Origin of the sequence: Salicibibacter kimchii, assembly GCF_003336365.1 — a bacterium.
Taxonomy (GTDB): Bacteria; Bacillota; Bacilli; order Bacillales; family Marinococcaceae; genus Salicibibacter; species Salicibibacter kimchii.
This window is the reverse complement of the sequence record NZ_CP031092.1, coordinates 2,617,753-2,641,747: the sequence shown is the minus strand read 5'-3', so window position 1 is coordinate 2,641,747 and position 23,995 is coordinate 2,617,753. Positions and strand designations below refer to the sequence as shown.

The 23,995-nt window shown below is 47.4% G+C and carries 25 protein-coding genes; 7 read left to right on the top strand and 18 right to left on the bottom strand.

All coding sequences use genetic code 11. The annotated features are described in order from the left end of the window. Positions 1–36: 36 nt before the first annotated feature. The 4 genes from DT065_RS13440 to DT065_RS13425 all read right to left on the bottom strand — a co-directional run bounded on the left by DT065_RS13440 (position 37) and on the right by DT065_RS13425 (position 5,214). Positions 37–2,445: a DEAD/DEAH box helicase family protein gene (locus tag DT065_RS13440; protein ID WP_114376310.1), complete on the bottom strand. Its 2,409-nt coding sequence runs from the start codon at positions 2,443–2,445 to the stop codon at positions 37–39. Then, positions 2,438–2,764, bottom strand: coding sequence for a nucleoside triphosphate pyrophosphohydrolase (locus DT065_RS13435; RefSeq protein ID WP_114374246.1), 327 nt, complete (start codon positions 2,762–2,764; stop codon positions 2,438–2,440). The genes DT065_RS13440 and DT065_RS13435 overlap by 8 nt, the downstream gene beginning before the upstream one ends. A 217-nt stretch (positions 2,765–2,981) precedes the next feature. Next, complete coding sequence (locus tag DT065_RS13430) at positions 2,982–4,163, bottom strand: M20 metallopeptidase family protein (RefSeq protein ID WP_114374244.1); 1,182 nt, start codon at positions 4,161–4,163, stop codon at positions 2,982–2,984. Between the two features lie 67 nt (positions 4,164–4,230). Continuing rightward, positions 4,231–5,214 carry a bile acid:sodium symporter family protein gene (locus DT065_RS13425; RefSeq protein ID WP_114374242.1) on the bottom strand — a complete coding sequence of 328 codons (984 nt, stop codon included), beginning with the start codon at positions 5,212–5,214 and terminating at the stop codon, positions 4,231–4,233. 313 nt (positions 5,215–5,527) lie between these two features. On the opposite strand from DT065_RS13425, the gene DT065_RS13420 reads away from it, so the two are divergent. After that, on the top strand, positions 5,528–5,776 hold the full coding sequence (locus DT065_RS13420) for a NifU N-terminal domain-containing protein (protein WP_114374240.1): 249 nt from the start codon (positions 5,528–5,530) through the stop codon (positions 5,774–5,776). Between the two features lie 33 nt (positions 5,777–5,809). On the opposite strand, the gene DT065_RS13415 is transcribed toward DT065_RS13420, so the two are convergent. Next, positions 5,810–6,133: a 2Fe-2S iron-sulfur cluster-binding protein gene (locus DT065_RS13415; protein WP_114376308.1), complete on the bottom strand. Its 324-nt coding sequence runs from the start codon at positions 6,131–6,133 to the stop codon at positions 5,810–5,812. A gap of 97 nt (positions 6,134–6,230) precedes the next feature. On the opposite strand from DT065_RS13415, the gene DT065_RS13410 reads away from it, so the two are divergent. Together DT065_RS13410 and DT065_RS13405 are read left to right on the top strand one after the other, a co-directional pair. Next, positions 6,231–6,791: a beta-class carbonic anhydrase gene (locus tag DT065_RS13410; protein WP_114374238.1), complete on the top strand. Its 561-nt coding sequence runs from the start codon at positions 6,231–6,233 to the stop codon at positions 6,789–6,791. A gap of 130 nt (positions 6,792–6,921) precedes the next feature. Continuing rightward, a complete protein-coding gene (locus DT065_RS13405; RefSeq protein WP_160112557.1) occupies positions 6,922–7,977 on the top strand; it encodes an esterase/lipase family protein in 1,056 nt (351 codons plus the stop codon). A gap of 194 nt (positions 7,978–8,171) precedes the next feature. On the opposite strand, the gene DT065_RS13400 is transcribed toward DT065_RS13405, so the two are convergent. Next, positions 8,172–9,419: a mechanosensitive ion channel gene (locus tag DT065_RS13400; protein ID WP_114374234.1), complete on the bottom strand. Its 1,248-nt coding sequence runs from the start codon at positions 9,417–9,419 to the stop codon at positions 8,172–8,174. 152 nt (positions 9,420–9,571) lie between these two features. Between DT065_RS13400 and DT065_RS13395 the strand changes: the two genes are divergently transcribed. Further along, the gene (locus DT065_RS13395) at positions 9,572–10,537 is read left to right on the top strand and encodes an MBL fold metallo-hydrolase (protein WP_114374232.1); all 966 of its coding nucleotides are present in this window, start codon (positions 9,572–9,574) and stop codon (positions 10,535–10,537) included. Positions 10,538–10,558: 21 nt separating this feature from the next. On the opposite strand, the gene DT065_RS13390 is transcribed toward DT065_RS13395, so the two are convergent. Both DT065_RS13390 and DT065_RS19375 read right to left on the bottom strand, forming a co-directional pair. Next, on the bottom strand, positions 10,559–11,050 hold the full coding sequence (locus tag DT065_RS13390; RefSeq protein WP_227002608.1) for a hypothetical protein: 492 nt from the start codon (positions 11,048–11,050) through the stop codon (positions 10,559–10,561). A gap of 17 nt (positions 11,051–11,067) precedes the next feature. Then, positions 11,068–11,220, bottom strand: a complete 153-nt coding sequence (locus DT065_RS19375) for a hypothetical protein (protein ID WP_227002607.1) — start codon at positions 11,218–11,220, stop codon at positions 11,068–11,070. 92 nt (positions 11,221–11,312) lie between these two features. On the opposite strand from DT065_RS19375, the gene DT065_RS13385 reads away from it, so the two are divergent. The 3 genes from DT065_RS13385 (at position 11,313) to DT065_RS13375 (ending at position 14,306) form a co-directional block, all read left to right on the top strand. After that, positions 11,313–11,564 (top strand): YkuS family protein, encoded by a 252-nt coding sequence (locus DT065_RS13385; RefSeq protein WP_114374230.1) that lies wholly within the window; start codon positions 11,313–11,315, stop codon positions 11,562–11,564. Positions 11,565–11,997: 433 nt separating this feature from the next. Then, entirely contained in the window at positions 11,998–12,900 is a 903-nt protein-coding gene (locus tag DT065_RS13380; protein WP_114374229.1) for an LCP family glycopolymer transferase, read from the top strand. A 110-nt stretch (positions 12,901–13,010) separates the two neighbouring features. After that, the gene (locus DT065_RS13375; RefSeq protein ID WP_114374227.1) at positions 13,011–14,306 is read left to right on the top strand and encodes a hemolysin family protein; all 1,296 of its coding nucleotides are present in this window, start codon (positions 13,011–13,013) and stop codon (positions 14,304–14,306) included. A gap of 233 nt (positions 14,307–14,539) precedes the next feature. Here the strand turns inward: DT065_RS13375 and DT065_RS13370 are convergent, their stop codons facing one another. The 10 genes from DT065_RS13370 to DT065_RS13325 form a co-directional block, all read right to left on the bottom strand. Further along, entirely contained in the window at positions 14,540–15,514 is a 975-nt protein-coding gene (locus DT065_RS13370; protein WP_160112556.1) for a nuclease-related domain-containing protein, read from the bottom strand. A gap of 119 nt (positions 15,515–15,633) precedes the next feature. Further along, the gene (locus DT065_RS13365; RefSeq protein WP_114374223.1) at positions 15,634–16,128 is read right to left on the bottom strand and encodes a DinB family protein; all 495 of its coding nucleotides are present in this window, start codon (positions 16,126–16,128) and stop codon (positions 15,634–15,636) included. A gap of 31 nt (positions 16,129–16,159) precedes the next feature. After that, a complete protein-coding gene (locus tag DT065_RS13360; protein WP_114374221.1) occupies positions 16,160–17,104 on the bottom strand; it encodes an MBL fold metallo-hydrolase in 945 nt (314 codons plus the stop codon). Positions 17,105–17,255: 151 nt separating this feature from the next. Beyond that, positions 17,256–17,621, bottom strand: coding sequence for a DUF779 domain-containing protein (locus tag DT065_RS13355; protein ID WP_114374220.1), 366 nt, complete (start codon positions 17,619–17,621; stop codon positions 17,256–17,258). 16 nt (positions 17,622–17,637) lie between these two features. Then, positions 17,638–19,158, bottom strand: a complete 1,521-nt coding sequence (exaC, locus tag DT065_RS13350) for an acetaldehyde dehydrogenase ExaC (protein WP_114374218.1) — start codon at positions 19,156–19,158, stop codon at positions 17,638–17,640. 248 nt (positions 19,159–19,406) lie between these two features. Continuing rightward, a complete protein-coding gene (locus DT065_RS13345; RefSeq protein ID WP_114374216.1) occupies positions 19,407–19,865 on the bottom strand; it encodes a GNAT family N-acetyltransferase in 459 nt (152 codons plus the stop codon). 27 nt (positions 19,866–19,892) lie between these two features. Continuing rightward, positions 19,893–20,636, bottom strand: coding sequence for an MBL fold metallo-hydrolase (locus DT065_RS13340; protein WP_114374214.1), 744 nt, complete (start codon positions 20,634–20,636; stop codon positions 19,893–19,895). Positions 20,637–20,892: 256 nt separating this feature from the next. Continuing rightward, positions 20,893–22,386 (bottom strand): aldehyde dehydrogenase family protein, encoded by a 1,494-nt coding sequence (locus tag DT065_RS13335; RefSeq protein ID WP_114374212.1) that lies wholly within the window; start codon positions 22,384–22,386, stop codon positions 20,893–20,895. Between the two features lie 12 nt (positions 22,387–22,398). Continuing rightward, positions 22,399–23,499 carry a Zn-dependent alcohol dehydrogenase gene (locus DT065_RS13330; RefSeq protein ID WP_114374210.1) on the bottom strand — a complete coding sequence of 367 codons (1,101 nt, stop codon included), beginning with the start codon at positions 23,497–23,499 and terminating at the stop codon, positions 22,399–22,401. A gap of 190 nt (positions 23,500–23,689) precedes the next feature. Next, entirely contained in the window at positions 23,690–23,941 is a 252-nt protein-coding gene (locus DT065_RS13325; protein WP_114374208.1) for a hypothetical protein, read from the bottom strand. Positions 23,942–23,995 lie beyond the last annotated feature (54 nt).

The window sequence follows — 23,995 nt, the reverse complement described above, 5'->3', positions numbered from 1 at the left end:
TTAACGTCCCATACACGAACGAGACACCTTTTAACCTTACCCTTTCCGCTCAAAATACCAGTGCAATCGATATTCGCAGATTTCTTTTGTTATTTCGTATAACGCTTTTCGGTCTTCCGGCGGGACGTCGAAGTTCAGGCTGAATGTGCCTGCTTCGAGTTTTAGCAAATCCCCTCCGCTTCCGCTCCATTTGGTCATGGGCATTTCTTCAATTTTTTTGGCGGTTTTGGTTAGATCATGGATCCAGTGTTGGTGGCTTGTTTTATCTTTCGCAAATTCCCTGAAGCGGTGTTCCTTTTCCAAGTAATAGCGGCTAAACCCGACTGCGCTTTCTTCACGTGTGATTGGCTTTATCCATTCGTCTTTGCCTCGATCCAACATTGTTTTCAACAGAACCATCTTATAACTTCTCGCCATGCCGGTTTTCTCCACTTCTGCAATCCAGGCATCGTATCGTTTCACAATCGCCTGTTCTCGATCTGTCAGCTCCTCAGCAACCGAAAGGAAATGAAAATAAGAACGGTATTCCTGGCGATACTCAACGGATGAAGATTTGCCTTGAAGATGGAGCTCAAGGTAAGTCGGTCGCCTGCCAAGTTCTTGTTTCACCGCTATGTAGTCATTCGTCAGCCTTTCCTTGCGTGGCTGTTTTTTACGTTTTAGCTCACTGATTAGTGATACGACCTTGACGTCTAGTTCAATCTCACACCCGCTTGGAACTTCCGGTTGAATATCACGCGGACCTTTTCGACCGCTTTCTGAGCCGAGGACACTTAATTTCACATCTGCATTGCGATAATTTCCGATTAAATCAATCACGACGCAGTGCTCTTTACCCTCGCTCAATCTCAAACCACGTCCAAGTTGCTGAGTGAAAACGGTCAAGGATTCTGTCGGCCGTACGAAAAGGAGGGTGTCGATAGCCGGAATGTCCACGCCTTCATTGAAAAGATTGACGGTAAAGATGATTTCAATCTTTCCGGATGTAAAAGCTGCAATTGCCTGCGCTCTGCTCATTTCGGAACTAGAGGTTAAACTAATGGCTGTGATTCCTTTTTCTTGAAAATATGCAGAGAGGAAATTTGCCTGCCGGATCGAAGAACAAAAAGCAACTGTTTTTGTCTGTTTTCTTTTTTTCCATGCATCATAGATTCTTTCTGCCATTGAATCTCGAAGCTGGACTGCCAGCAGTTCATCTTCTGCATACCGATTGCCGAGCCATGTGAGTTGGCTGTAGTCGGTATCATCGTAAACGCCGAAGTAGCGAAACGGCGAAAGCCAGCCGCGGTCAATCGCCTGCAGGAAGTCGAAGCGAAAGGCAACATTACCGTCACATAGCGCATAAACATCCTTGTTGTCATTGCGATCGGGCGTTGCCGTAATCCCGAGTAAAAAAGAAGGATTGAAGTACTCAAGCACCTTTGAATATGTTTTAGCCGCCGCATGATGGAACTCATCGACAATGATCAAATCAAAGGCATCGGGATCAAAAGCGGTTAAATGTTGATCCATGCTCAATGTGAAAATCGATGCAAAACAAACGTCTGCATCACTTTCTTTTCGCTTGCCATTATAGATCCCGGTCGAATACGCAGGGACAACTTTTTGAAAAGAACGAGCCGCTTGGTGAAGGATTTCTTCCAAATGAGCAATGAATAAAATTCTTTTAAATCGCTTCGCAAAAAAAGCAGCGAGATACGTTTTGCCAAGTCCGGTTGCCATAACGACAAGGGCTTTGGAATACTCTTCCTCGATCGTCTTTTCAAGTTCAGCCAATGCTTCAATCTGGGCAAAGCGCGGTTTTATATCCACTTCATACGTTGCCGGCGCTTCGTGTATGATGTCGGGTTCATCAGTCATTTCATCTTCCGGAAGCATTAAATCGGCTTCTTCCCCTTGGGTGAACTGCCGAATCGTGTCCGGCTGATTGGCGTGATGTCGTTCATACCGTTCTTTATATAATTGAAGCGACTCATTGTTTAGCGCTATCGTTTCCGAAGCGTAAAAGGTTTTCGTAAACTGATCAAGCGCATCTTCATAGAATGACGAACGATCAGCGACTTCCACATTCCACTCGACTCCATGATTTAATGCAGAATGGGACAGGTTCGATGAACCTATATATGTATATTTTTTATCTTTTTGTTTAAATAAGTATGCCTTTGGGTGAAAGGAGTTCCCGTTACTCTGCCAAAGGCGGAGCTCAATGTTCGGATGAAGATCTAACAACCGTTCAAGTGCATGGGGCTGAGTAACAAACAAATAATCCCCGGTGCAAATCTTAATTTCAGCGCCACGATCCGCAGCATCTATTAAAGCAGGCGCGAGATATCGCACACCAGAGTCCATGACAAAAGAAGTAAGAATACAAATAGACGTGCTTTCTTCCATTTTCTTAATCAGCGTCGGACCGAGATGGCGCGTTAACAATCGTATATCAGTCATCATACACCTCTTCTAGCAATATCCGTTCTTGAAAACCTCCTCGTGTTTCCTCCTTTTCTTTACGAACCTTCTCGACATCATCAAATGAAGCATCATGGCCTTCTGCAAGATGATGAATGACCTCAAGCACATCCGCTAACTCTTCAATCGATTGAACGGACGAATCTGCATGCAGATACTCATTTACTTCTTCCTGCAGTTTGGCGCGCAGCTCCCTATGATACGCTTTCTCGTCCAAAATCCTTGTCGTAACCTTTCTTCCCTGATTCTCTATCATTTCAGGGATCTTATCCCGAACGAGTTTATGATACTTAGGCATCTATCTCTCATCCTATATATTTATTTTAATTGATTTCCATATGGGTATTAAAGATCTAAGCATGACTAGCCAAAAGAAAAATAACGTAGGGATGGCGAAAGGGAACCTTAGTGTCTGTTGACACCAAAAGCCCTTCCTGCCGAAGACAAAATTGCATGATACGCGAGCGTTTTGTCCTCAACCCCTAAATTAAATGTTCAATACGTGATACGCAGCACTAATTCCCGCCGCCGTTGTACCTCTCCACAATCCCCAAAAACAATTTTCCGATATTCAACAATGCTTCTTCGTCAAAATTAAAGCGCGGATGATGGTGGGGGAACTGAGTCTGCTCGTCATTTGTCATTGCCCCGACATGGAAAAACGCGCCCGGCCGTTCTTGCAGGTAAAAAGCGAAGTCTTCGCCGCCGAGATGGGCCGGTCTGGAAATCGGTGCTTCATCGCCGAGCACATCGGCCGCAACCTCACCAAGTAATGCTGTCTCCCGCGTATGATTCACGAGTGTTGGGTACCCATTCAAATAATCCACCGTACAGTTTACATGTGTCGATGTTTCCACACCCTTTACGATCGAACGGATTTCCTCCTCGATTTGCTCGCGTGTTTCTTGGTTGAAGGTCCGCACTGTGCCTTCAATATGCGCAGAATCCGCGATCACGTTAAACGCCGTTCCCGCTTGAAAAATACCGACGGTGACGACCGCTGTATCCATCGGGTCTACTCTCCGGGCGACGATTTGCTGCAATTCGGTGACAAGCTGCGTCCCCGCGACCACCGCATCCTTCGTATCATGCGGACGTGCGCCGTGACCGCCTTTGCCCTGAACGTGAATGGTGAATGCATCTACCGCTGCCATGATCGGGCCGCTCGTTACGTTGACTTGTCCGAGAGGAATATCGGAGGCGACATGGGCTCCATACACAACGTCCACGCCTTCGAGACAGCCGTCTTTAATCATTTCCTGCGCCCCACCCGGTGGTTTTTCTTCTGCGTGCTGGAAAAGAAATACCATCGCCCCGTTAATGTCGTTCTTTTTTCCTGCTAATACGCTCGCCACGCCGAGCAACGCCGCCGTATGTCCATCATGGCCGCACGCATGCATCACACCGGGGGTTTGCGATTTATAGGATATATCGTTTTCTTCTTCAATCGGCAGGGCATCAAAATCAGCACGAAGGGCGATCGTCGGCCCCGGTTTTTCTCCGCGGAGGTAAGCAACCACGCCGCGGCCGCCGACGTTTCGTTTCACTTCCAGTCCTAACGTTTCCAATTTCTCGGCGATAAACGCCGGTGTCTCGACTTCGTGAAAAGAAAGCTCCGGATAGGTGTGCAAATGGCGTCTCCATTGCACGATATCGGAAAATAAAGCTTCCAGTTTTTCAGTATCTGCTACGGTCATTTTTATGCCTCCTTATTCGTAACGCTCCCGTTTCCCCGACACGTGCGGTCACTCATTTTTGACCGTTTTAATCGTTTCGTTGTGAGGCATCACGTTTCACCCCCGTCTCACTACGAACGCTTATTTTTTTCAAAGGCCTTCGGCTCCAATAATTTGCTAAAAGCGGCCCTGAAATATTATGCACGACGCTGAAAACCGCGCCCGGCAATGCGGCTAAAGGGCTGAAATGGGCAGCTCCAAGGCCGGAAGCAAGGCCGGAGTTTTGCATGCCGACCTCGATGGAAACGGCTCGGCACTGCGCGGGGTCGACGTTTAACAGTTTCGCGATCATATAACCAAGCAGGTAACCACCTGTGTTATGAAGCACTGCCGCGGCAAACACTAGGAGTCCCACTTCAAGGATTTGTTCCGCATTTGCTGCCACAACCCCCATAACGATAAGGATGATCGCGGTAACCGAGACTAGCGGCAACGCCGGTGTGACTTTTTGAACCCCTCTGCTAAAGAAGGAATTAACGATAATACCGAGAATAATCGGGATAAGGACAATCTGTGTAATTGAAAGAAAAAGATCAAACGGGTCAACTGGGAGCCAGTTGTTGGCAACGATATACATGATTAACGGGGTGGCCACTGGTGCGAGCAACGTGGATAACGTCGTCATCGTCACCGATAAAGGCAAGTCCCCTTTCGCCAAATAAACCATCACATTGGAGGACGTCCCTCCAGGCACCGATCCTAAGAGGATAAACCCGACGGCTAATTCGGGCGGAAAACCAAATAACCAGACGAGCAACAATGCGAGCAGTGGCATCATCGTAAATTGCATAAGGACACCAATGATGACATGGGCAGGTTTTTTGAAAATCATGGAAAAATCTGTCGCCTTTAACGTTAAACCCATCCCGAACATGACGATACCGAGAAGAATATTTATCGCATTGGAAAGGACGGCTAATTCCGTGAAAAAATAAGCAAAAACCGCGGCCGCGATGACAAGGGGGGCAAAGTATTTGCCGGCCCAGTGGCTAATGTTTGTAAGTGTGTGCAATGCAGTGTCGCTCCTTGTGATATTGTAATTGATAAAGGGGAAAATACCCTAAATTATTCGTCATAGGGGTTCTCTTTGATTCCTAAGTGATCGGACAGCGCTTTTTGGAGCATTAGGCGAATAGTCACTAAATCCGTTTTAAATAACATTGAATCAAGTTTTTCCGAGGGTTCTTTTAAAAAATTATATGTTTTCATCACGTTCAACCGTTCTTCTTTTCTTTGGACAAAGCGTCCGATGTATGCTTCGTTTAATTTTCTCTTACAATAATGTTATGATGGGTTCAGGATAAAATAAGGAGGGACAATCCATAATGAATGTACAAGCCGAACCAACACCAAACCCGAATGCGATGAAGTTTACTGCTGACCAAACAATTTTCGAACAAAGCACTTCCCTGAAAAAAGGAGAGGAAACGGACCACCCGGTCGCGAAAAAATTGCTCGTAATCGAAGGTGTCGACAATATTTTCGGCATCAATGATTTCGTTACTGTAAATAAAACCGAAGATGCCAGTTGGGATGATTTATTGCCCGAAATTGAAAAAGCATTCGGAGACTAGTGAAAAACGGAGAGCCGCAGTGGCTCTCTTTTTTTAATCAACTGGTCGCTTGCCCGGGTCCAAGTTCGTAGTCGTTGTTGTTTTCACAGGCTTTACCGTAAGATCGGAATACACGCGGTTTTGGCAAGAAAGCCGGATCTTCGGATCAGTGATGTCCTTATCGCTAAGAATCGCTTCTTCAGCTTCCCCTTTCGGGCCTAATTCTCCTTCCAGCACCTCACACCGGCACGTCGTACACTTTGCATTCCCGCCACAACGGTGCAAAATGTCAATGCCATTGTCCTCCAAAGCGAGTACTAGTTTTTTTCCTTCTTCCACTTCAAACGAATGTTTTCCATCTACATGAACCGTTGGCATCTTTTCCATCGCTCCTTTATGTAAGATATACGTAAATCTTAACACATTCTTCGCATTTTTTGATAAAATACACAGCAGAAAAGGAGCTGGAGCAACCATGTATTTAGACAACATTCTTGCCCACAACAGAGAATTTATCGGTTCAAATCAATATGAAGGCTATAAAACCAGCAAACTGCCAAACCAAAAATCTGTGATTTTGACGTGTATGGATACGCGTTTAATCGAATTATTGCCGGCAGCCATGAACATCAAAAACGGAGATGTAAAAATGATCAAAAATGCCGGCGGTTTGATTACAAGCCCTTATGGTAGCGGCGTTCGTAGCCTACTTATCGCGGTTCATGTCTTACAGGCGGAGGAAGTGCTAATCATCGGGCATAAAGATTGCGGGATGCAACAACTCGATCCTTCCTTCGTGATGGAACAAATGAAAACAAGAGGGATTTCGAAGGAAGAAATTCAAACCGTTACCGATGATGGTATAGATGTGGCAGAGTGGTTGGCAGGTTTTGAAACGGTGGAAGAAGCAGTAGCAAACAGTGTGAGCATTCTAAGGGAACATCCTCTCATGCCGGGCGCTATCCCGGTTCATGGCCTGGTCATTGACCCGGAAACCGGAGAGCTTTCGCTCGTAACGCGCGGTTATGATGCGTGAAGGCCAAAAACAGAACCGCCCTCAGGTTTTTCCTACGGGCGGTTCTGTTTTTGTGAGGCGTTTCCGGGCCCAACACCTGCAACCGGCTCCGCCCGCTACATCAATCATGGCGAAAGGAGGATTGCTGCATATGCGCTTAACATTTTTATTCACCTGTTTGAATTTGATAACCCTCTTTGTATTAACACCTTTCTTAGCAGAGACCGATGTTAAGGCAGAAGATGACTCGGAGGCAGAGGATGAAGCAGAATTCTTGAACGCTCAAGGCATTCCTCCTCCCGGAGCCAATGACCCTGAATGCCGGCTGGAGGACGGAGAGAATCCTGTCATTCTAGTGCCAGGCACATTTGCTCGGAGTTCGTACAACTTCCTTGCCCTCTCACCTGAACTTTCGGAGCGCGAATACTGTGTGTATGCCTTTAATTACGGGTTTACTTTTTCCGGCCCTTCCACAGGGCCGATCGAGGATTCGGCACAAAAATTACAAACGTTTATCAACAATGTGTTGGAACTAACGGGTGCCGATGAAGTTGACATCATCGGGCACAGCCAAGGCGGAATGATGCCGAGATACTATGTGGATGCTCTTGATGGAGATGAAACAGTGGACAACTTGATTGCTTTCGCGTCCCCGCATCATGGCACGGAAGGGATCCTTGAGTTTAGCAATATCACGGGAATCGGAAGCACCCTCCTTGCATGTGACGCCTGCCATCAACAGCTTGCCGGTTCTGATTTTCTTAATGAGCTAAATGCAGAAGATGAGACACCCGGAGGCGTCGCTTACACAAACATTGTCACCACCGAAGATGCTGTAATCCTCCCTTATACAAACGGATATTTGAACGGTCCTGAAGCGCAAGTGTCCAATATAGCTGTTCAAGACTATTTATCAGAAGGATCCCCGGGGCACATAGGAATTGTCTTTCACGAGCCTTCCTATGCCTTTGCATTAGACGCACTGGAAAACGAGGGGCCTGCCAACCCCGAGCGAGCAGTGGAGCGGGGAGAGGAAACACGCCCTGTTTATGAAAACAGTAGCGGTGCGTCGATTTTAGAACGTATGAAGGCGTCTAACGTTCTATTTTCGGTCTTCGACCCGATTTTAGATTGCTTAGAAGCTTCTAACGTTCTGTTTTCGGCCTTCGATCCAATTAAAACGATGAGTTCATACCCCGGATGTTGAAAGGCACTCGATCATCGCCAGCTTCATGCAGATACGTAAGCGCTGTAATCATTTCAGCCGTTCTGCACTAGGCTTTCCCACCACCAACAAAAGCGGTTGGAGCACTTTTTTTGTGCTGCTTCCCAGGATCAGCTTCGACGATTTAAAAGACGCATCCTGACATTTCAGCCAGAATGCGCCTCCTGCCCATTAATCTACAATTCTTGGTCATGATCTTTTTTCTTCAAACGGCTTTCAAACTTGTCCAATTGTCTCGTCGCGAAGTCGCGGCCCCCGATACCGAAGGAAATGGCGAATGCGACAGCCAATCCGCCGAGGATCAAGAGGAAGGCAATGTTCACAATCGAACTCGCAAAACCGAGTTGATCCAACGTCATAAATACGGCAAAGAGAATGACGGTATATTTTACGATCAGCGCCGAGAACGAGCTACGTGTATAGCGAGCAATGGCTTTCTCCAAGAAATTCCCGGCGATAAGTCCGAGCCCGATGATCAACAATGCACTGATGAGCAACGGCAGATATACGATAATGGCATTACCGATTTGATTAAGCACGTTTAAATCAATGACTTCCAATGCTTGAACCGTGAAGAACAGAATGATCAACACTTGAACAATTTTACCGAGTACATCCGGAAGGTCAAATTTCTGATCCTCTTTCGGTCCAAAGCCAATCGCTTCGTACACGCGATTAATATTCGTGCGATTTAGTAAACCGGTTAACAAACGGGCGGTAAAGGTGGCGATATAATAACCGGCAACCACAAGAATAATCGCGACAAACAAGCTTGGAATAATGTTCAATATCGTGCTCAGTACAACAACAATCGGTTCTGAAATCGTTTCTATATTTAAGGCTTCCAGGGCGATGGTGATGATTGGAATTAAAACGATCACCATGACAATATTAGCCAATGTCGTGGAAAGTTTCGCAGCGTCCGGCCTTTCTTCGTTATTGGTTCGCAGTCGATCAAAAAAACGATCAAAATTTACGGTGTCCAGTGCACTCTGGACAAGATTACGGATCAAACGAGCAATTAAAATACCAACGACTAAAATAATCGCGGCCAATAATAGATTTGGTAAAAACGTAAGCAACGACTCCATCATATTTGAGATCGGTTGCGCGACGGATGTCATATTCAACGCATCCAAAATGCTTGGCACAAACAAGATGAAAACTAAATAATACGCGATAGAACCAGCCGATTGGGCAAGCTGTTCTCGACTGTCTTTGTTTTCATTTCTCTCGCTCCTGCTTCCATTATTTTCATCATCTTTTTCTATGAAATTCGGCATCTTTATTTTCCGGATCACTGATGTAATGATTTTCTTTACAATTTTAGCGATCACCCATGCCAGTAACAATAACAAAAGTGCCGTTATGATATTGGGCACGGCTTGCCAAAGTGGCGAAAGCATGTTTTCCATAGTATCCATTTTTCTTCACTCCTATTTTTAAATATACATAGTATGTCGTTTCCCTAGTCATACATTTAATAAACGAGGAGTGTTGTCAAACATTAAGCGTTTCCCGTCTAATTTTTTGTGATATGATACAGATAAACCATCTATGAAAGTTGTGTTCCATCTTGAAAATAGAGAAGAAAAACCATACCGTCTATCCCATTATCGTTCCGGTAAACAATAATCTGAAAAGCATTAATTTCTACTTATATCAGTCCGGGAAAACCCTTACCTTGATCGATGCAGGGTTGAACAATGAAGAATGTTGGAATGCCTTATTGGAAACATTGAAAACAAATGGATTTTCGCTGCAGGACATATCACAAATTTTGTTAACCCATCATCATGTCGACCACGTCGGTCTCGTCGATCGAGTCGTAAGCGAGCACCCGATTTCTGTCTATGCCCATCCCTATTCCATTCCTCGTTTAAAAAGAGAACGGGATTTCATGGAGCGCAGGGTGGAATTCTTTGAAACATTATACAGGGAGGCCGATTGCGGCGAAGCAGGCGAGAACCAAGTGCGTTATTTAAAAAATGCTCTGCAAAAAAATGAAAAGAAGGCGATGCAGACGGACATTCAGTCCTTAGAACAAGCGCAAATCGATCTGGAGATCACTGAAGTCCCCGGACATGCGCCGGACCAAGTTTCATTTTTCCACAAAGAAACAGGCTCGCTGTTCGGCGGCGATTTGCTCATTCAACATATCTCCAGCAACGCACTGGCCGAGCCCGATTTTAAAGGACGAAGGCAGCGCCCTCTGTTGCAACATATGGATTCGATGAAAGCAGCGGATTCCTTGCAACCGTCGACGGTTTATTCTGGTCACGGCGAAGTCATTCAACGCACATCCAATTTGGTGGATATGCGATTACGGGAAATCGAAGAAAAAGCGGATAAACTCGCGAAACTCATCCCCGAAGGATTAACGACGGCCGCTGCCATCGCGAAAAGCTATTATGAAAAAAGGTACGACAGTCAATTCTCGCTGGTGATGTCTGAGATTCTCGGGCATTTAGATTATTTGGAAGCAAAAGAACGGATCGGAAAAGAAAAAAAGGTTGGCGTGTGGCATTATCATGTGACGTGAGTGTTCGGAGGGAGACACGGGTCAAGAAGACGCTTTCTCCCCTTCCCTTTTTATTTTGCGTCGCATCTTTAGAACCCACGAGGAGCGAACGATGAGATCAAAGGCGGTCCTGATCACAATGCCATGAAGAATGACACCAATGACCGTGAGCATCACGTTAATCACATGCCCGAGGACGGTCGTCGGATCAAAGCTTGAACTATAGAAAACGATCACAGCGATAAGACTACTCGCCACGGCCTCGCCGTAGCTGTTTAGCGCAGACTCGATGAGATAAAGCGGAATGATCATGATAAAAACACACAATAAAACGCCTGCAAAAACAACATAGAGCTTCCGATTTTTTAAAGCGTGCACCCACGGCATCGTATAATATTTGATGATCGTTTTGAGTCGCAACAGATGAAACAGTCGTGCAAAACGCGCAAGCTGAAAAATCGCGTCCAATGGGATCGCCGCGATCACAATAAACGGATTGGCCTTCACAAAAGCGAGCCTGTTCTCACTTTTCATCAGCCGCACAACAAGGTCTACGAAAAAGATCCCCACGTCACCCAAATGATGTAGTTGTCTACCCCTGTGCTGAACCAAAGGGTGGCCACAGACAATGAAGCCATGATAATCATAGCGAATTCGTAAGTGATCTGTATATTGGATTTTTTCTCTTCATTGTTTATTATCAACAGCCACACCTCCCCCATTCCCCTTTATTATAACAAAAGCATAAATAAACAGAACCGGGGGAACACTGAGCCGGTAAGGGGGTGTGGAAATTATGGCCAGAATCGGAGTCGAAGCCTCACTATCGGATGTACAGGCAGCACTGGAAGAGAAGGGGCATGATGTCGTCGCTCTTCAGCAAGAACAAGACGCCATGGATTGCGACTGCTGCGTCACCACAGGGATGGACAGCAATGTCATGGGGATGAGCGATACGGTGTCGCAAGCTTCGATCATTGAAGCGCAAGGGTTAAACGCCGAGCAAGTGTGCAATAAAGTGGAAAATCGCTTAAACCTCGCAGATTAGGGAACCCGATGATGGGTTCCTTTTTTTGGGAAGTCTATCGACGTTCCAAGCATTGGAAATTGCTATAAAGTAATAATCGCCCCTTTTTTTGCAATATAAACTGCCGGGATTAGGTTATACTGCTTTATAGAAGTCCTTTCTAAACCAACATGACCCTTAGCGACACCCCATTGATCATGAAAAGAATTTTCCATATCGCAACCCATTTCACAAAGTTTCTGGCTTATCTTACACTACTCACCCTCACTAGTGTATCATAGCTCGCCGACCTTCCTTTATCTTACACATACCTTCCTTTTTTGGCGCAAATTCTCTTCCCTTGTCCTCTCTTCCCATAATGACGAACTTTTCAATCAAATACGGGCATACATCGCCGGGGACAGGCATATCATTGGGCAGAAAGAATGCCTATTATGGATCGGGGAGTTTCATTATGAAAAAAGCGCTGATCATCATCACGATTGTTGTTTCCGCTCTTATTTTGGTTGTAGGCGGCTTCGCGCTTTATCTTTATGTTTCTTTTTCATCGACGGCTAAAGATATGCATGCGCCGATTGACCGGGAAGGTTCGAGCATCCGCTCCGAACAGATTAATTTTGATAATAACGATCCTGTTTCTTTTTTATTGCTCGGTTTGGATGCAGAAGAGGTAGATTATGGAAGAACAGACACAATCATCGTTGCCACCGTGAACCCCGGCGAACAATCCATCAAAATGCTCAGCATCCCCCGTGATACAAATACAGAACTCGTCGGCAGAGGCTGGAATGATAAAATCAACCATGCTTATTATTACGGCGGAGAAAAGATGGCAATGGACACGGTGGAGCATTTTTTGGATGTGCCCATCGATTATATCGTGACGGTCAATATGGATGGGTTTGAAGAAATGGTCGACGCCGTCGGCGGCATAACCGTTAACAATGACCTCGAATTCGAATATGGCGGTGAGTCGTTTGAAAAAGGGGAATTGGAACTAAGTGGAAAAGAAGCCCTGGCATTCGTACGCATGCGCCAAGACGACCCGCTCGGGGACTCGGGAAGGAATGACCGCCAACGCCAAGTGATCGAAGGCATTCTAAGTGAAGGGGCTAATATATCATCCGTTACGAGCATCGGATCCATCCTTGATGCAATTGGCGAAAATGTACAGACGAACATGGCGTTTCAAGAGATGGTCGACATGCAAAGTTATGAATCCACGATGCAAGATCTGCAGCAGCTCACCCTAAGCGGCGAACATAAACGTTTGCACGGTGTGTACTATTATGTCGTCGATGAACTGGATAAGGCGCGAGTATCGAATACACTGCAGGAACATTTGGAGCTTGAATAGCGGCGACAAGCTACTTTTTTTGTTGACGCATTCGAGCACATTGTCTCCCTTCTTCTCTTTATTCATGATATAATCTTCGTAACACTCGCGATGTAGGGGAGAATGTACCGTTGAATATTGGTATTAGTGTCGCCTTGTTTGTTTTTTTACTCGCTGCAACAGCTTTTTTTGTGGCTGCGGAACAGTCCATCTCACGAATGCGAAACAGCCATATCGAAGCACTCGTTACAGAAGGCCACAGAAAAGCTGCACTCCTGAAAAAGATGACCGCACATCCCGAAGGGTATCGTTCGGCTGCCCAACTCGGAATCGCGATGACGACGCTCGGTTTGGGTTGGCTAAGCGCACCCGTGACTGAATCGATTCTGGCGTCGCTGCTCACTTCTTTAAATATTCCGACGGAAGCGGGCAGCCTTGTATCTTTTATCGTCGCCTTTGTCCTTGTCACTTTTTTATACATCGTGATCGGATTGCTGGCACCGAAAACGGCCGCGATGCAACACTCGGAGACGATAAGTTTGAAGACCGCGCGCTTGCTTCGTTTTTTTTATTTCATTACTTATCCGGCCATCGTTGTGCTTAACGGGGTGGGCAACGCATTCGTACGATTGTTTGGCCTGACACCGGCGAAGCATCTGGATGAAGCCCACACGGAAGAAGAATTGCAGGCACTGCTCACGGAAAGTTTGCGGCACGGCGAAATCAATCAAGCCGAGTTCGGATACGTCAATAACATTTTCGCTTTCGATGAACGAAAAGCCAATGAAGTCATGGTTCCGCGTACCGACATGGTTTGTCTTTATAGGGACGAACCATTGGAAGCGGCGATGAAAAAAATTAAGGATAAACGTTTCACACGTTATCCGATGGTTGGCGAAAACAAAGATGATGTCATCGGCTTCATCAATACGAAAGAATTTTTGTTGACGAATTTGGAAAGAGAGCAAATAAACATCGATGAAATCGCGCGTCCCGTCCTTACCGTATCCGATCAAACCCCGATCAAACGGTTATTGAAAAAAATGCAAACCGAAGGCGCTCACATAAGTATTTTAATTGACGAATACGGCGGAACCGCCGGTTTGGTGACGATTGAAGACATTCTCGAAGAAATCGTCGGGGACATCCGCGACGAATTCGATGAAGGGGAAATGCGCGAAATTGAAGAGATCGCTGACGGCCATTTCCTCGTCGACGGGATTGTGCTCATCGACGATATCAACCCGTATCTTCCCGAGAAACTGGAGAAAGACGACTTTGATACGATCGGCGGTTGGTTATTTTCCATGAATCCGAACATCCAAGAAGGTGAAAAATGGAAAATAGGAACGATGAAATTCCGCGTCATCAAACGAGATGCGTATCGCTACCGAAAACTGGAGATCGTTGTGGAGGAAGAAAAATAGGGAGGCTGTCCGGCGGGGCAGCCTTTTTTTCGCAGGTAAGCACCCCAAAGCAGCTAGAATCCGGCAACGCGATGGACGCTCGGAAACAATGGAATATTATCGTCTGCTAGGTTTCGTGGCGGAATCTGGCACTTTGGAAGCTTAATCTGGCACTTTTCGCTCGGAATCTGGCACTTTCACAACATAATCTGGCACTTTTTGATGATTTTCTGGCACTTTCCGGCGATATTCTGTCACTTTGCCTTGATGAGGTCGTCACGCAAGTGATATTTTCTTGCTTTCGTCCCGCCGCTATGCGTGAGGTTCAGTTTTTTCAAAATGCGTTGGGCAGTATTAATTTCCGGGAGTTGAAGATAGGCTTGGCATTCTCCGGTCGATATATAGGGAGATATGAGCAGGGCGTAATCATGCAACGCCTTGTGATGAGCATCGCGGCTTAGCGTTCCGCATCGTGGGCACATCCATTTGCCGTGCCGCCATTTCATGACGCCGGAACACCCTGGGCAGAATACGCCGTTTTTCAAATCGACACGACTTAATTCATATTTTTCCATCGCGCAGTATCTTGCGGGACGATGGGCTTTTCTTAATGCTTTTACGTAGACATTTACCTCGTGCTCTAACGCATGACATCTTTCTTTCACAAAAAGATCTTGTAAAATAGGGCGCAAAGCGGGAGGGCGGATGATCTGATGATGCAGGGCGTGAGGGGTAGCGTTCTTTAAAATACTGTTATTGTTCGTCATGACGGCGTACGCGTAAATCGGCGGGCTCGATCCGAAATGCGCCTGTAGCCATGTCTTGAGCAATGCAGCCTGTTGCTCGGCCTGCAGAACCGGATCGGCAAACACTTCCTGCTGGTCGCCATGCGTGCGAAGTAGCTGTTGATGCTCATGATCGAATGTGAGCGTTCCTGCGAGATTTTTAATTTCAAGAATGAGGAAGAAATACTTGGTGAGAAGTAACGTGTCCATTTGAAAAAAATCCATGTTGCGGGGCAGGCGCAATTGATGAACAAAATAATGCTGTCGTGGCAAATCGAGCTGTCGGTAATAATAATCCATTGATATTTCGCCGCGCCACCCGGCTCGGGCGCGTTTAGCCTCAGTAACGATGGTCGGGAAAATCTTGTGCGCGGTAGGAAGACGGGATTCCAACGCTTCCAGTTGGCGGATTTTAGCGGGGAACGTGCGAGGTGTTGTGTTCAAATTTTCATTCCTTTCAAAAAATAGTCTGTTTTTATAATATGACATGAAACACGCGCCGGGTCAAGGGAATTTTTCTATTGCCGGCGCGCGGAATCTGGCACTTTGTGCTCCCGCCGTGTCTAAAGCTTCGCTTTCAACTCTTCAATTTGCTGCAAATGGCGTCGTTCATGTAATCCGATGAATTCGATCCATTGTTCCAAATCCATCGTTCCGAAGGCCGGGTGCTTGGCCGACTTTTGCGATAAGATCGACTCATCTTCGACTGCGTGCAAAGCCTCTTGCAATGTTGCTCGCGATTGGCTGAGTCTTTTTTTTATTTCCTCTAGTGGCATAAATTCATTCGATGGCACGAATGGGCCGGTCGCTTCTACCTTCTGAACGGAACGATCCACCGTCAGTTCAATCGGTTTCTTTTTTCGCGCCGGTTGGCTATCTTCATTCGCCAGTTCTTTCTGAATAATGGGGGCTGCTAATCCCCGTTCTATTAAATGAAGATGCTCCAGAACCTGTGCGATCGTCCAGCGCCCTTCCTCCACTTCACGGTTCAATTGTTCATCACTCAAGTTTTCCACGCCAGTCAGCAGTTCTTTTCTTGCTTCTTCAATGCCTAACATTTTACATCTCCCCTCTTCTATACATCAGACCTCAAAATGCGACGGAATAATACCAAACCCCATCATTATCTTCCCGCTTGCAGTCCCCTTCATAACGAAGGTATTCCAAGTGCGCGAGTGTTTCCCCGATGGCAAACCTCGTTTCATGCACCGTCAACACTTTCGGGAACAAATGTTGACAGAGGTCATAAACCGTAGACGGCTCGCCCAAATGGCCAAGCAATGTTTCAAGGCGCTCGCTATGATGATCACGAATTTCTTTCGCCCTGGCATTGGCGCCGGTAAATGGTTTGCCGTGGGAAGGAATGACATATTCAGCATCCAGCTTTTCTATCTTTTTTAATGATTGCAGATACGATTTCAACGGATTTTTATCCCCATGAAACCAATAGGAAATGTTCGGTGTAATTTTCGGCAGTAAATGATCGGTCGAGAGCAAAACGCTTTTTTCGCGATTAAAAAAAACAATGAGGCCGTCGGAGTGCCCGGGCGTAAACAACACTTCATATTCGTATTTCCCTATTTGTACTTTTTCTCCTTCTTGAAAATAATGATCAATCTTCGGCAAAGGTTCCACGCGCGGCACGAATTCTGCCGTATTCCCACGCATCTCATCAGCCTGATGATCAGGAATGCCCGCGCGATCGTAATACGCGCGCATCTCATCCAAAAATGCGCTCGTCCAGGCATGTTTCCCCGCTTCGGCGTCGGTTTCCGTCATAAATACACGCGCGCCGGTCCGTTTTTGCATGGCACCAACGTATCCGAAATGGTCGGGATGATAATGGGTCACAAAAATACGATCTACTTTTTTATCCCGTAAAATAGGATCCCAAGCCGCCACCGTTTCCTCATTATGTAGGCCCGCGTCAATGACCGTCCATCCATTCTCGCCTTCGGCATAAAAAACATTCACGTGGTTCAATCGAAATGGCAAATCTAATCGTAGCGACTCAATTCCAAGCTCTGGTAGCATTTATGTTCGTCCTTTCTAAGATGTTAGAAAAACTTGACTTCTCGCCAACAATGGCGAAAGTCAAAGTATTTTCTTATACTATCATCCCAAAGATTTATACTTTTGGATAGTGGAAAATACCCGGGAGCCTGCTCCCGGGCGGGCAAAACGTCTAATTCACTGACAGTTGCAATTCTTCTCGTTCTTTTTCGGTAAACACACGGGATCGGAGCAGAAAACGCACGCCTTCCGGCCCCTCGACGGAAAACATGCCGCCGCGGCCTTTGACAACATCGATAATGAGCTGGGTGTGCTTCCAATACTCATATTGATCTTTCGCAATGTAAAACGGCGTGCCCCCGATCTCGCCGAGGTAACGGTCACTTTTACCGACCCTAAATTCATCTTTCGGAAAACACATCGGGGAACTGCCGTCACAGCAGCCGCCCGATTGATGAAAAATCAGCGGGCCGTGTTTCTTTTCCAGTTTCTGAATGAGGGCAATCGTTTCATCGGTGGCTCGGACTTTTTCCACCATACGTATGCCTCCTTTTTTAAAACAATCCTTGCGGTTCCTCGCTATAGCTTACGAGCAGATTCTTCGTTTGTTGATAATGATCGAGCATCATTAAATGATTCTCGCGCCCGATGCCGGATTTTTTGTAACCGCCGAAAGCCGCGTGCGCCGGATAGACGTGGAAGCAATTCGTCCACACACGTCCGGATTGAATGGCGCGGCCGGCCCGATAAGCCGTATTCGTGTTGCGCGACCAGACCCCTGCGCCGAGGCCGTAGAGCGTATCGTTTGCAATTTCTAGCGCTTCATCGTAACCGTTGAACGTCGTAACGGAGACGACGGGGCCGAAAATTTCTTCCTGGAAAACGCGCATCTTATTGTGTCCTTTGAAAATGGTCGGCTCGACGTAATACCCTTCGGCTTGATCGCCTTCATATTTTTTACGATTACCGCCGGTAATCACTTCCGCGCCTTCTTGCTTGGCAATATCAAAATAGGAAAGGATTTTTTCCAGTTGTTCTTCGGACGCTTGCGCCCCGATCATCGTATTCGTATCAAGGGGGTCACCGCCTTTGATTTCTTTTACCTTTTTCAATGCCCGTTCCATGAATTCATCATAAATGGATTCATCGATAAGGGCACGCGATGGGCAAGTGCAGACCTCCCCGTTATTGAGGGCAAACATGACGAATCCTTCGACCGCTTTTTCGAGATAGCCGTCGTCTTTGTCCATGACATCGGCGAAAAAGATGTTCGGCGACTTTCCGCCAAGCTCAAGGGTCACCGGGATAATGTTCTCGGACGCGTATTGCATAATCATCCGACCGGTTGTTGTCTCACCGGTGAAGGCGACTTTATCAACTTTATCGCTTTGGGCGAGCGGCTTTCCGGCCTCCAGGCCAAAGCCTTGAACGACGTTGAGGACGCCCGGCGGAAGCAAGTCGTGCACGAGATCAAGCCAGATATTGATCGACGCCGGGGTCTGTTCCGCCGGCTTCAAAATCGTGCAGTTTCCGGCCGCGAGTGCGGGTGCCACTTTCCAGGACATCATGAGGAGCGGAAAGTTCCATGGGATGATTTGTCCGGTCACCCCGAGCGGTTCGTGAAAATGATAGGCGACCGTATCGTCATCAATTTGTGAGATTCCGCCTTCCTGGGCACGAATCGCACTGGCAAAATACCGAAAATGATCAATGGCGTTGGGAATGTCGGCCGCCAGTGCCTCACGCACCGGCTTGCCGTTATCCCACGTTTCCGCAACCGCAAGTTTTTCCAGATTTTCTTCCATGCGATCAGCAATTTTGTTTAAAATTCTGGCACGATCCGCAACGGACGTCGCCCCCCACGCTTCTTTCGCTTCATGGGCGGCATCCAATGCCCTGTCCACATCCGTCTCTTTTGATCGGGCAATTTCCGTAAACACTTGACCGTCGACGGGGCTCACATTCTCAAAATATTCCCCGTCCGCAGGAGCTACCCACTCCCCACCGATAAAATTGTCATAGCGACGTTCAAACTGGACGATAGAGTTGGTTGATCCCGGTTTTGCGTAGTGCATATTGCGCCCTCCTTAATAGTTTTAGAATGCGCTTACAAAATAGATTGCAACACAGTGCATGGTATTCAATACCCGTTTTCTGTCCATATTAAACATGGGCGTCGTATTTTCATAGACTGCGGGGGCGGGGCAGCGTATTCTGGCATTTTCCGTGTTTATTCTGTCACTTTCTACGCATAATCTGTCACTTTTCGGGCGTATTCTGTCACTTTCACCTATTATTCTGGCATTTCGCTTCGATCCACGATCTATAACGCCTGCGACAGTCTTACCATATCGCGAATGCGCAAGCCATTTTCATAAAGAGGCATGCTGTAATTTCGTAGAAAATAATCCACTTCCACACCGACCATTCGAAATCCGCATTTCTGGTAGAGATAGAGTTGGCTCATGCCCGTGCTCCCCGTGCCGATTTCAACGATCCGATAGCCCAGTTTCCGGGAAGTTTCGAGGGCGTGGCGCAAAAGTTGTTCGCCGAGCCCTTTCCCTTGCATCGCTTTCGTCAGTGCAATGTTCATAATCTCCACCGTGTTCGGCCGCGTTGCCAAAAGCACGTAGACGCCAATGACTTCCCCTTCATGATACATCAAGAAACTACGGCCGCGATGAATGTAAGCCTCAATCATTTTTTCCTCGGGATCCGCGTCCAAAAGCAATCGCATCGGAATATCTTCAATGTTCGTACATTCTTCCACCTTATAATCCATATGCGGCACCACCCTTATCGCGGCAAGTTATCCCTTTTCTACAAAATAAGACTGAGCAGGATCTGCAAGCGCCACCTCGCCTGAAAATACGTCTTCGGCTTCCGCCACGAGATCATTCGGGTTTCCATAATTCGGTAGATGGGTGAGCAGCAAACGTTCCACATCCGTTTCAGCCGCCAATTGCCCCGCCTGCCGACCGCTCAAATGGCCCGGAATTTGGTCGATCATGTGATGATAGGTGCTTGCTTCGCTAATCAGTAACTCGCTTCCTTTAATAAAGGGCAGGAGCTCAGGTGTCCAGGCCGTATCCGCAGTAAACGTGACCGACGCGTTATGTTTATTAGTGAATTTTAACGCCAGACAATAAACAGGGTGATCCGTCTCACAAAAGTCGACGTGCCACGGACCAATTGTCTCTGTTTGCCGCGGGGAAACAGCAGTAGCGTTCATGTATTTGTCCTGTAGCTTAGAAAAATGATCTTCGTCGTTGGCATGGGCGTAGACTTGCAACGGTCGGCTACGCTTGTTCAACAACGTTTCAATCATCACCCCGTGCTGCAAAACGCCTACATCCGCGATATGATCGGGGTGGTAATGGGTGATCACGAGTGCGTCGAGTTCATGGAGCGAGATATGGGTTTGTAAATTAGACAACACACCGCTCCCGCAATCAACAAGGCAACGAAAACCTTCTTCTTCTATTAGGAACGCGGATGTCGCTCCATTTGCCGGCGGATAGGCGCCCCAAATACCCAGTGGTGTGATTTTCATGATGGCAATCATCCTTTTTGGAGATATTATACCACTCATATCAATTTCACACATAATCGTGTCGCATGGGCATCGTATTCCGGCACTTTCACATCATAATCTGGCACTTTCACATCATAATCTGGCACTTTCCGAGCTTATTCTGGCACTTTCGGGCATTAATCTGGCACTTTTTCCTCGTAATCTGGTACTTTCGCACGATATTCTGTCATTTTCCCCATAGAAGAGCCGGACCCCCGTCCGGCTCTCCTCCTCTCTAAAACAACGTCATCGGCCGATCGTTTAGATCCGCAAACACCGATTTCGTTTCGAGATAAGCATTCAGTGATTCAGTCCCCAAATCACGGCCGATGCCGCTTTGTTTGAAGCCGCCGAACGGGGCGGTCGGGGTGAGCACTTGATAGGTGTTGATCCATAACGTTCCGCTTTTTACCCGTTGCGCCATACGCAGTCCTCGTTTAATATCGCGTGTCCACACCGCAGCTGCCAAGCCGTAGATCGTGTCGTTGGCGATGCGGACGGCTTCGTCATCATCATCGAACGGGATGACGCTCGCCAGCGGGCCGAAGATTTCTTCTTGGGCAATGCGCATCGTTGGTGATACGTCACCGAATACCGTCGGTTCAATAAAATAACCGTCGCCCGCATCTTCGGGAGTCCCTCCCCCGGCCAACAACGTCGCGCCTTCTTCTTGGCCGATCTGAATGTAATCGCTGATTTTATCGTACTGCTCTTTGCTGATCACTGGCCCGAGGTCATTGCCCATGTTGCTTCCCGGACCGACTTTTAATTTTTTCGCTTGCTTAACGAGCGCTTCCGTAAATTGATCGTAGACGGAACGTTGGACCAAGATGCGGCTGCCAGCCTGGCAAACTTGTCCTGAATTGTAAAAAATACCAAACAGCGCGCTTTTCGCCGCGTCTTCGAGATCGGCATCGTCGAAAATAATATTCGGCGATTTGCCGCCGAGTTCCAGGGAGACCCGTTTAATATACGGAGCCGCGCTCGCCATGATTTGGCGTCCGGTGGCCGTCTCGCCCGTAAACGAGATTTTTGGTACGTCCGGATGGCTCACGAGCGCTTTACCCAGCTCATCTTTTCCCGTTAACACGTGAAGAACACCGTCCGGGACACCCGCTTCCTTACATAACTCTGCCAATTTCAAAGCGGTTAAAGGCGTTTCCGGCGCCGGTTTCAGCACCGCTGTGCACCCTGCCGAGAGCGCGGGCGCGACTTTCCACGTCGGCATGAGCAACGGAAAATTCCAGGGCGTGATCAAACCGGCGACCCCGATCGGCTCTTTCATCGTCCACGTCATGTGATGTGGCGGAGCGCCACTTAACGAAAACGGAAGTGTCTCTCCCTTCGGTTGCACCACAAGCGAGGCGTAAAAATCAAACGCGTCCGCCGCCATCGGGATTTCCACGAACATGGCCATGTTCATCGGCATGCCGTTTTCACGGGTCATCAGTTGCGCGAGCTCCATATTGTTTTTGCGGATCAAGTCCGCAACTTGGCGCAAAATCCGCCCCCGTTCAAGGGGTGGGATCGAAGTCCAACGCCCGTCATGAAACGCTTCCAGTGCGCTTGCCACCGCGATGTCCACATCTTTTTCTCCGGCATTAGCCACTTCCGCCGTTACTTCTCCCGTCGCCGGATCAATGACCGCAAATGTTTCCCCGGACGCAGCGGGCTTCCAATTTCCATCAATGAACAGAGATGTTTCTTTTGTATCAGCTGAAATCGTCATGACTACCTCCTCTTAATCAAAACGGATCACACCGCGAATATTTTTTCCGGCCCGAAGCGCCGCAAGCCCTTCGTTCACTTCATCGAGCGTGAATGTCTGACTGACTAACGCTTCCAGCTCCAATTTTCCGGCTGCGTTCAGATCAAGCAGTTTCGGGTAATCGACATGCGGATTGCCTTGTCCGAGCCATGAACCTGCCAACGTTTTCGCTTGATTCGGCAAGGAAAACGCGTTCACGGAAACGCTTTCATTCGGAGCCGAAATACCGACGACAACCGCCATTCCTGTTTTTTTCGTCATGTTATAAGCATTCTGGATCGTCTCCGGCCGACCGATGACCTCAAATGCATAATCGACACCGAGCCTCTCTGTCAACGAGAGCACCGCCCCCACGGAATCTCCATCTTTGGCATTGATCGTATGGGTAGCCCCAAACTGTTTTGTCATTTCCAATTTTTCATCCAGCATATCAATGGCAATGACCTGTTTGGCTCCTGCCAATGCGGCACCCTGAATGACATTAAAACCAACGCCGCCGGCACCGATCACAGCGACCGTGCTTCCCGGCTCAACCTTTGCCGTATTCATAACTGCACCAACGCCGGTGATGACACAACACCCGACGAGCGCCGCCAATTCGAAAGGCACATCTTTACTAATGGGAACAGCCGAGTTTTCGGGTACGATCGTGTACTCGCTGAACGTCCCTGTCGACGGAAACTGATGAACATTTTTCCCGTCTACGGAAAAACGCGTCGTCCCGTCTAACATCGTCGCCATCATGGAAATCTTCGAAGCCTCGTCACACACATCAGTGCGACCGATCCTACAATAGTGACATTTCCCGCAAGAAGGCACCCAGTTTAATGCCACATGATCCCCTTGTTGTACACCGGTGACCCCTTCTCCGACAGCATCGACGACGCCTGCGCCTTCATGGCCGAGCACGATCGGTACCGGCAGCGGCAGGTGGGCATCAATGACGTGCTGATCACTGTGGCAAATGCCGGCCGCTTTCATTTTCACCCGTACTTCCCCTTTTTGCGGCTCCTGCAACTCCACATCTTGTACTTTTAAATCTTGTCCATAATTGTGTAATACGGCTGCTTTCATCTGCTCTCCCCCTCATTGATTTGTTCTTCTATTTTATCATTTTTTTTAATAAAAAATAGTGCGATAATTATAGGGTTAAAAAAATAACACCCGACAAATGACGGGGGTCTACCGGTTGGAATTATCGCTTTCATCGCTACGAATATTATGAAAGGCATTTAAAGCCTGCTTCGTCCATTCCACCTTCATTTTATAATTCGTCTCTATCGATCATGTCGATGACTTCTTTTGTTGCATAGGTTTTTTTGTTCACGATGTCCTTTTTCGCTTCAAGCAAATGTTGTTTTAGTTCCGGGTCGGACTCAACATCCTCTGTAACTGTTGTTTGCGGCTCTTCAGATAAAAATAGGTAATACTTCTTGCCATCAATTTCAATCACTGTATCACCATCATGGATGATCCCTTTCATTACTTCCGCTAATTGACCTTCCAGCTTTTTCACCCAATCATCTCCTTACCGCAAAATGTCAATACCATTATCATCATTATACAATAT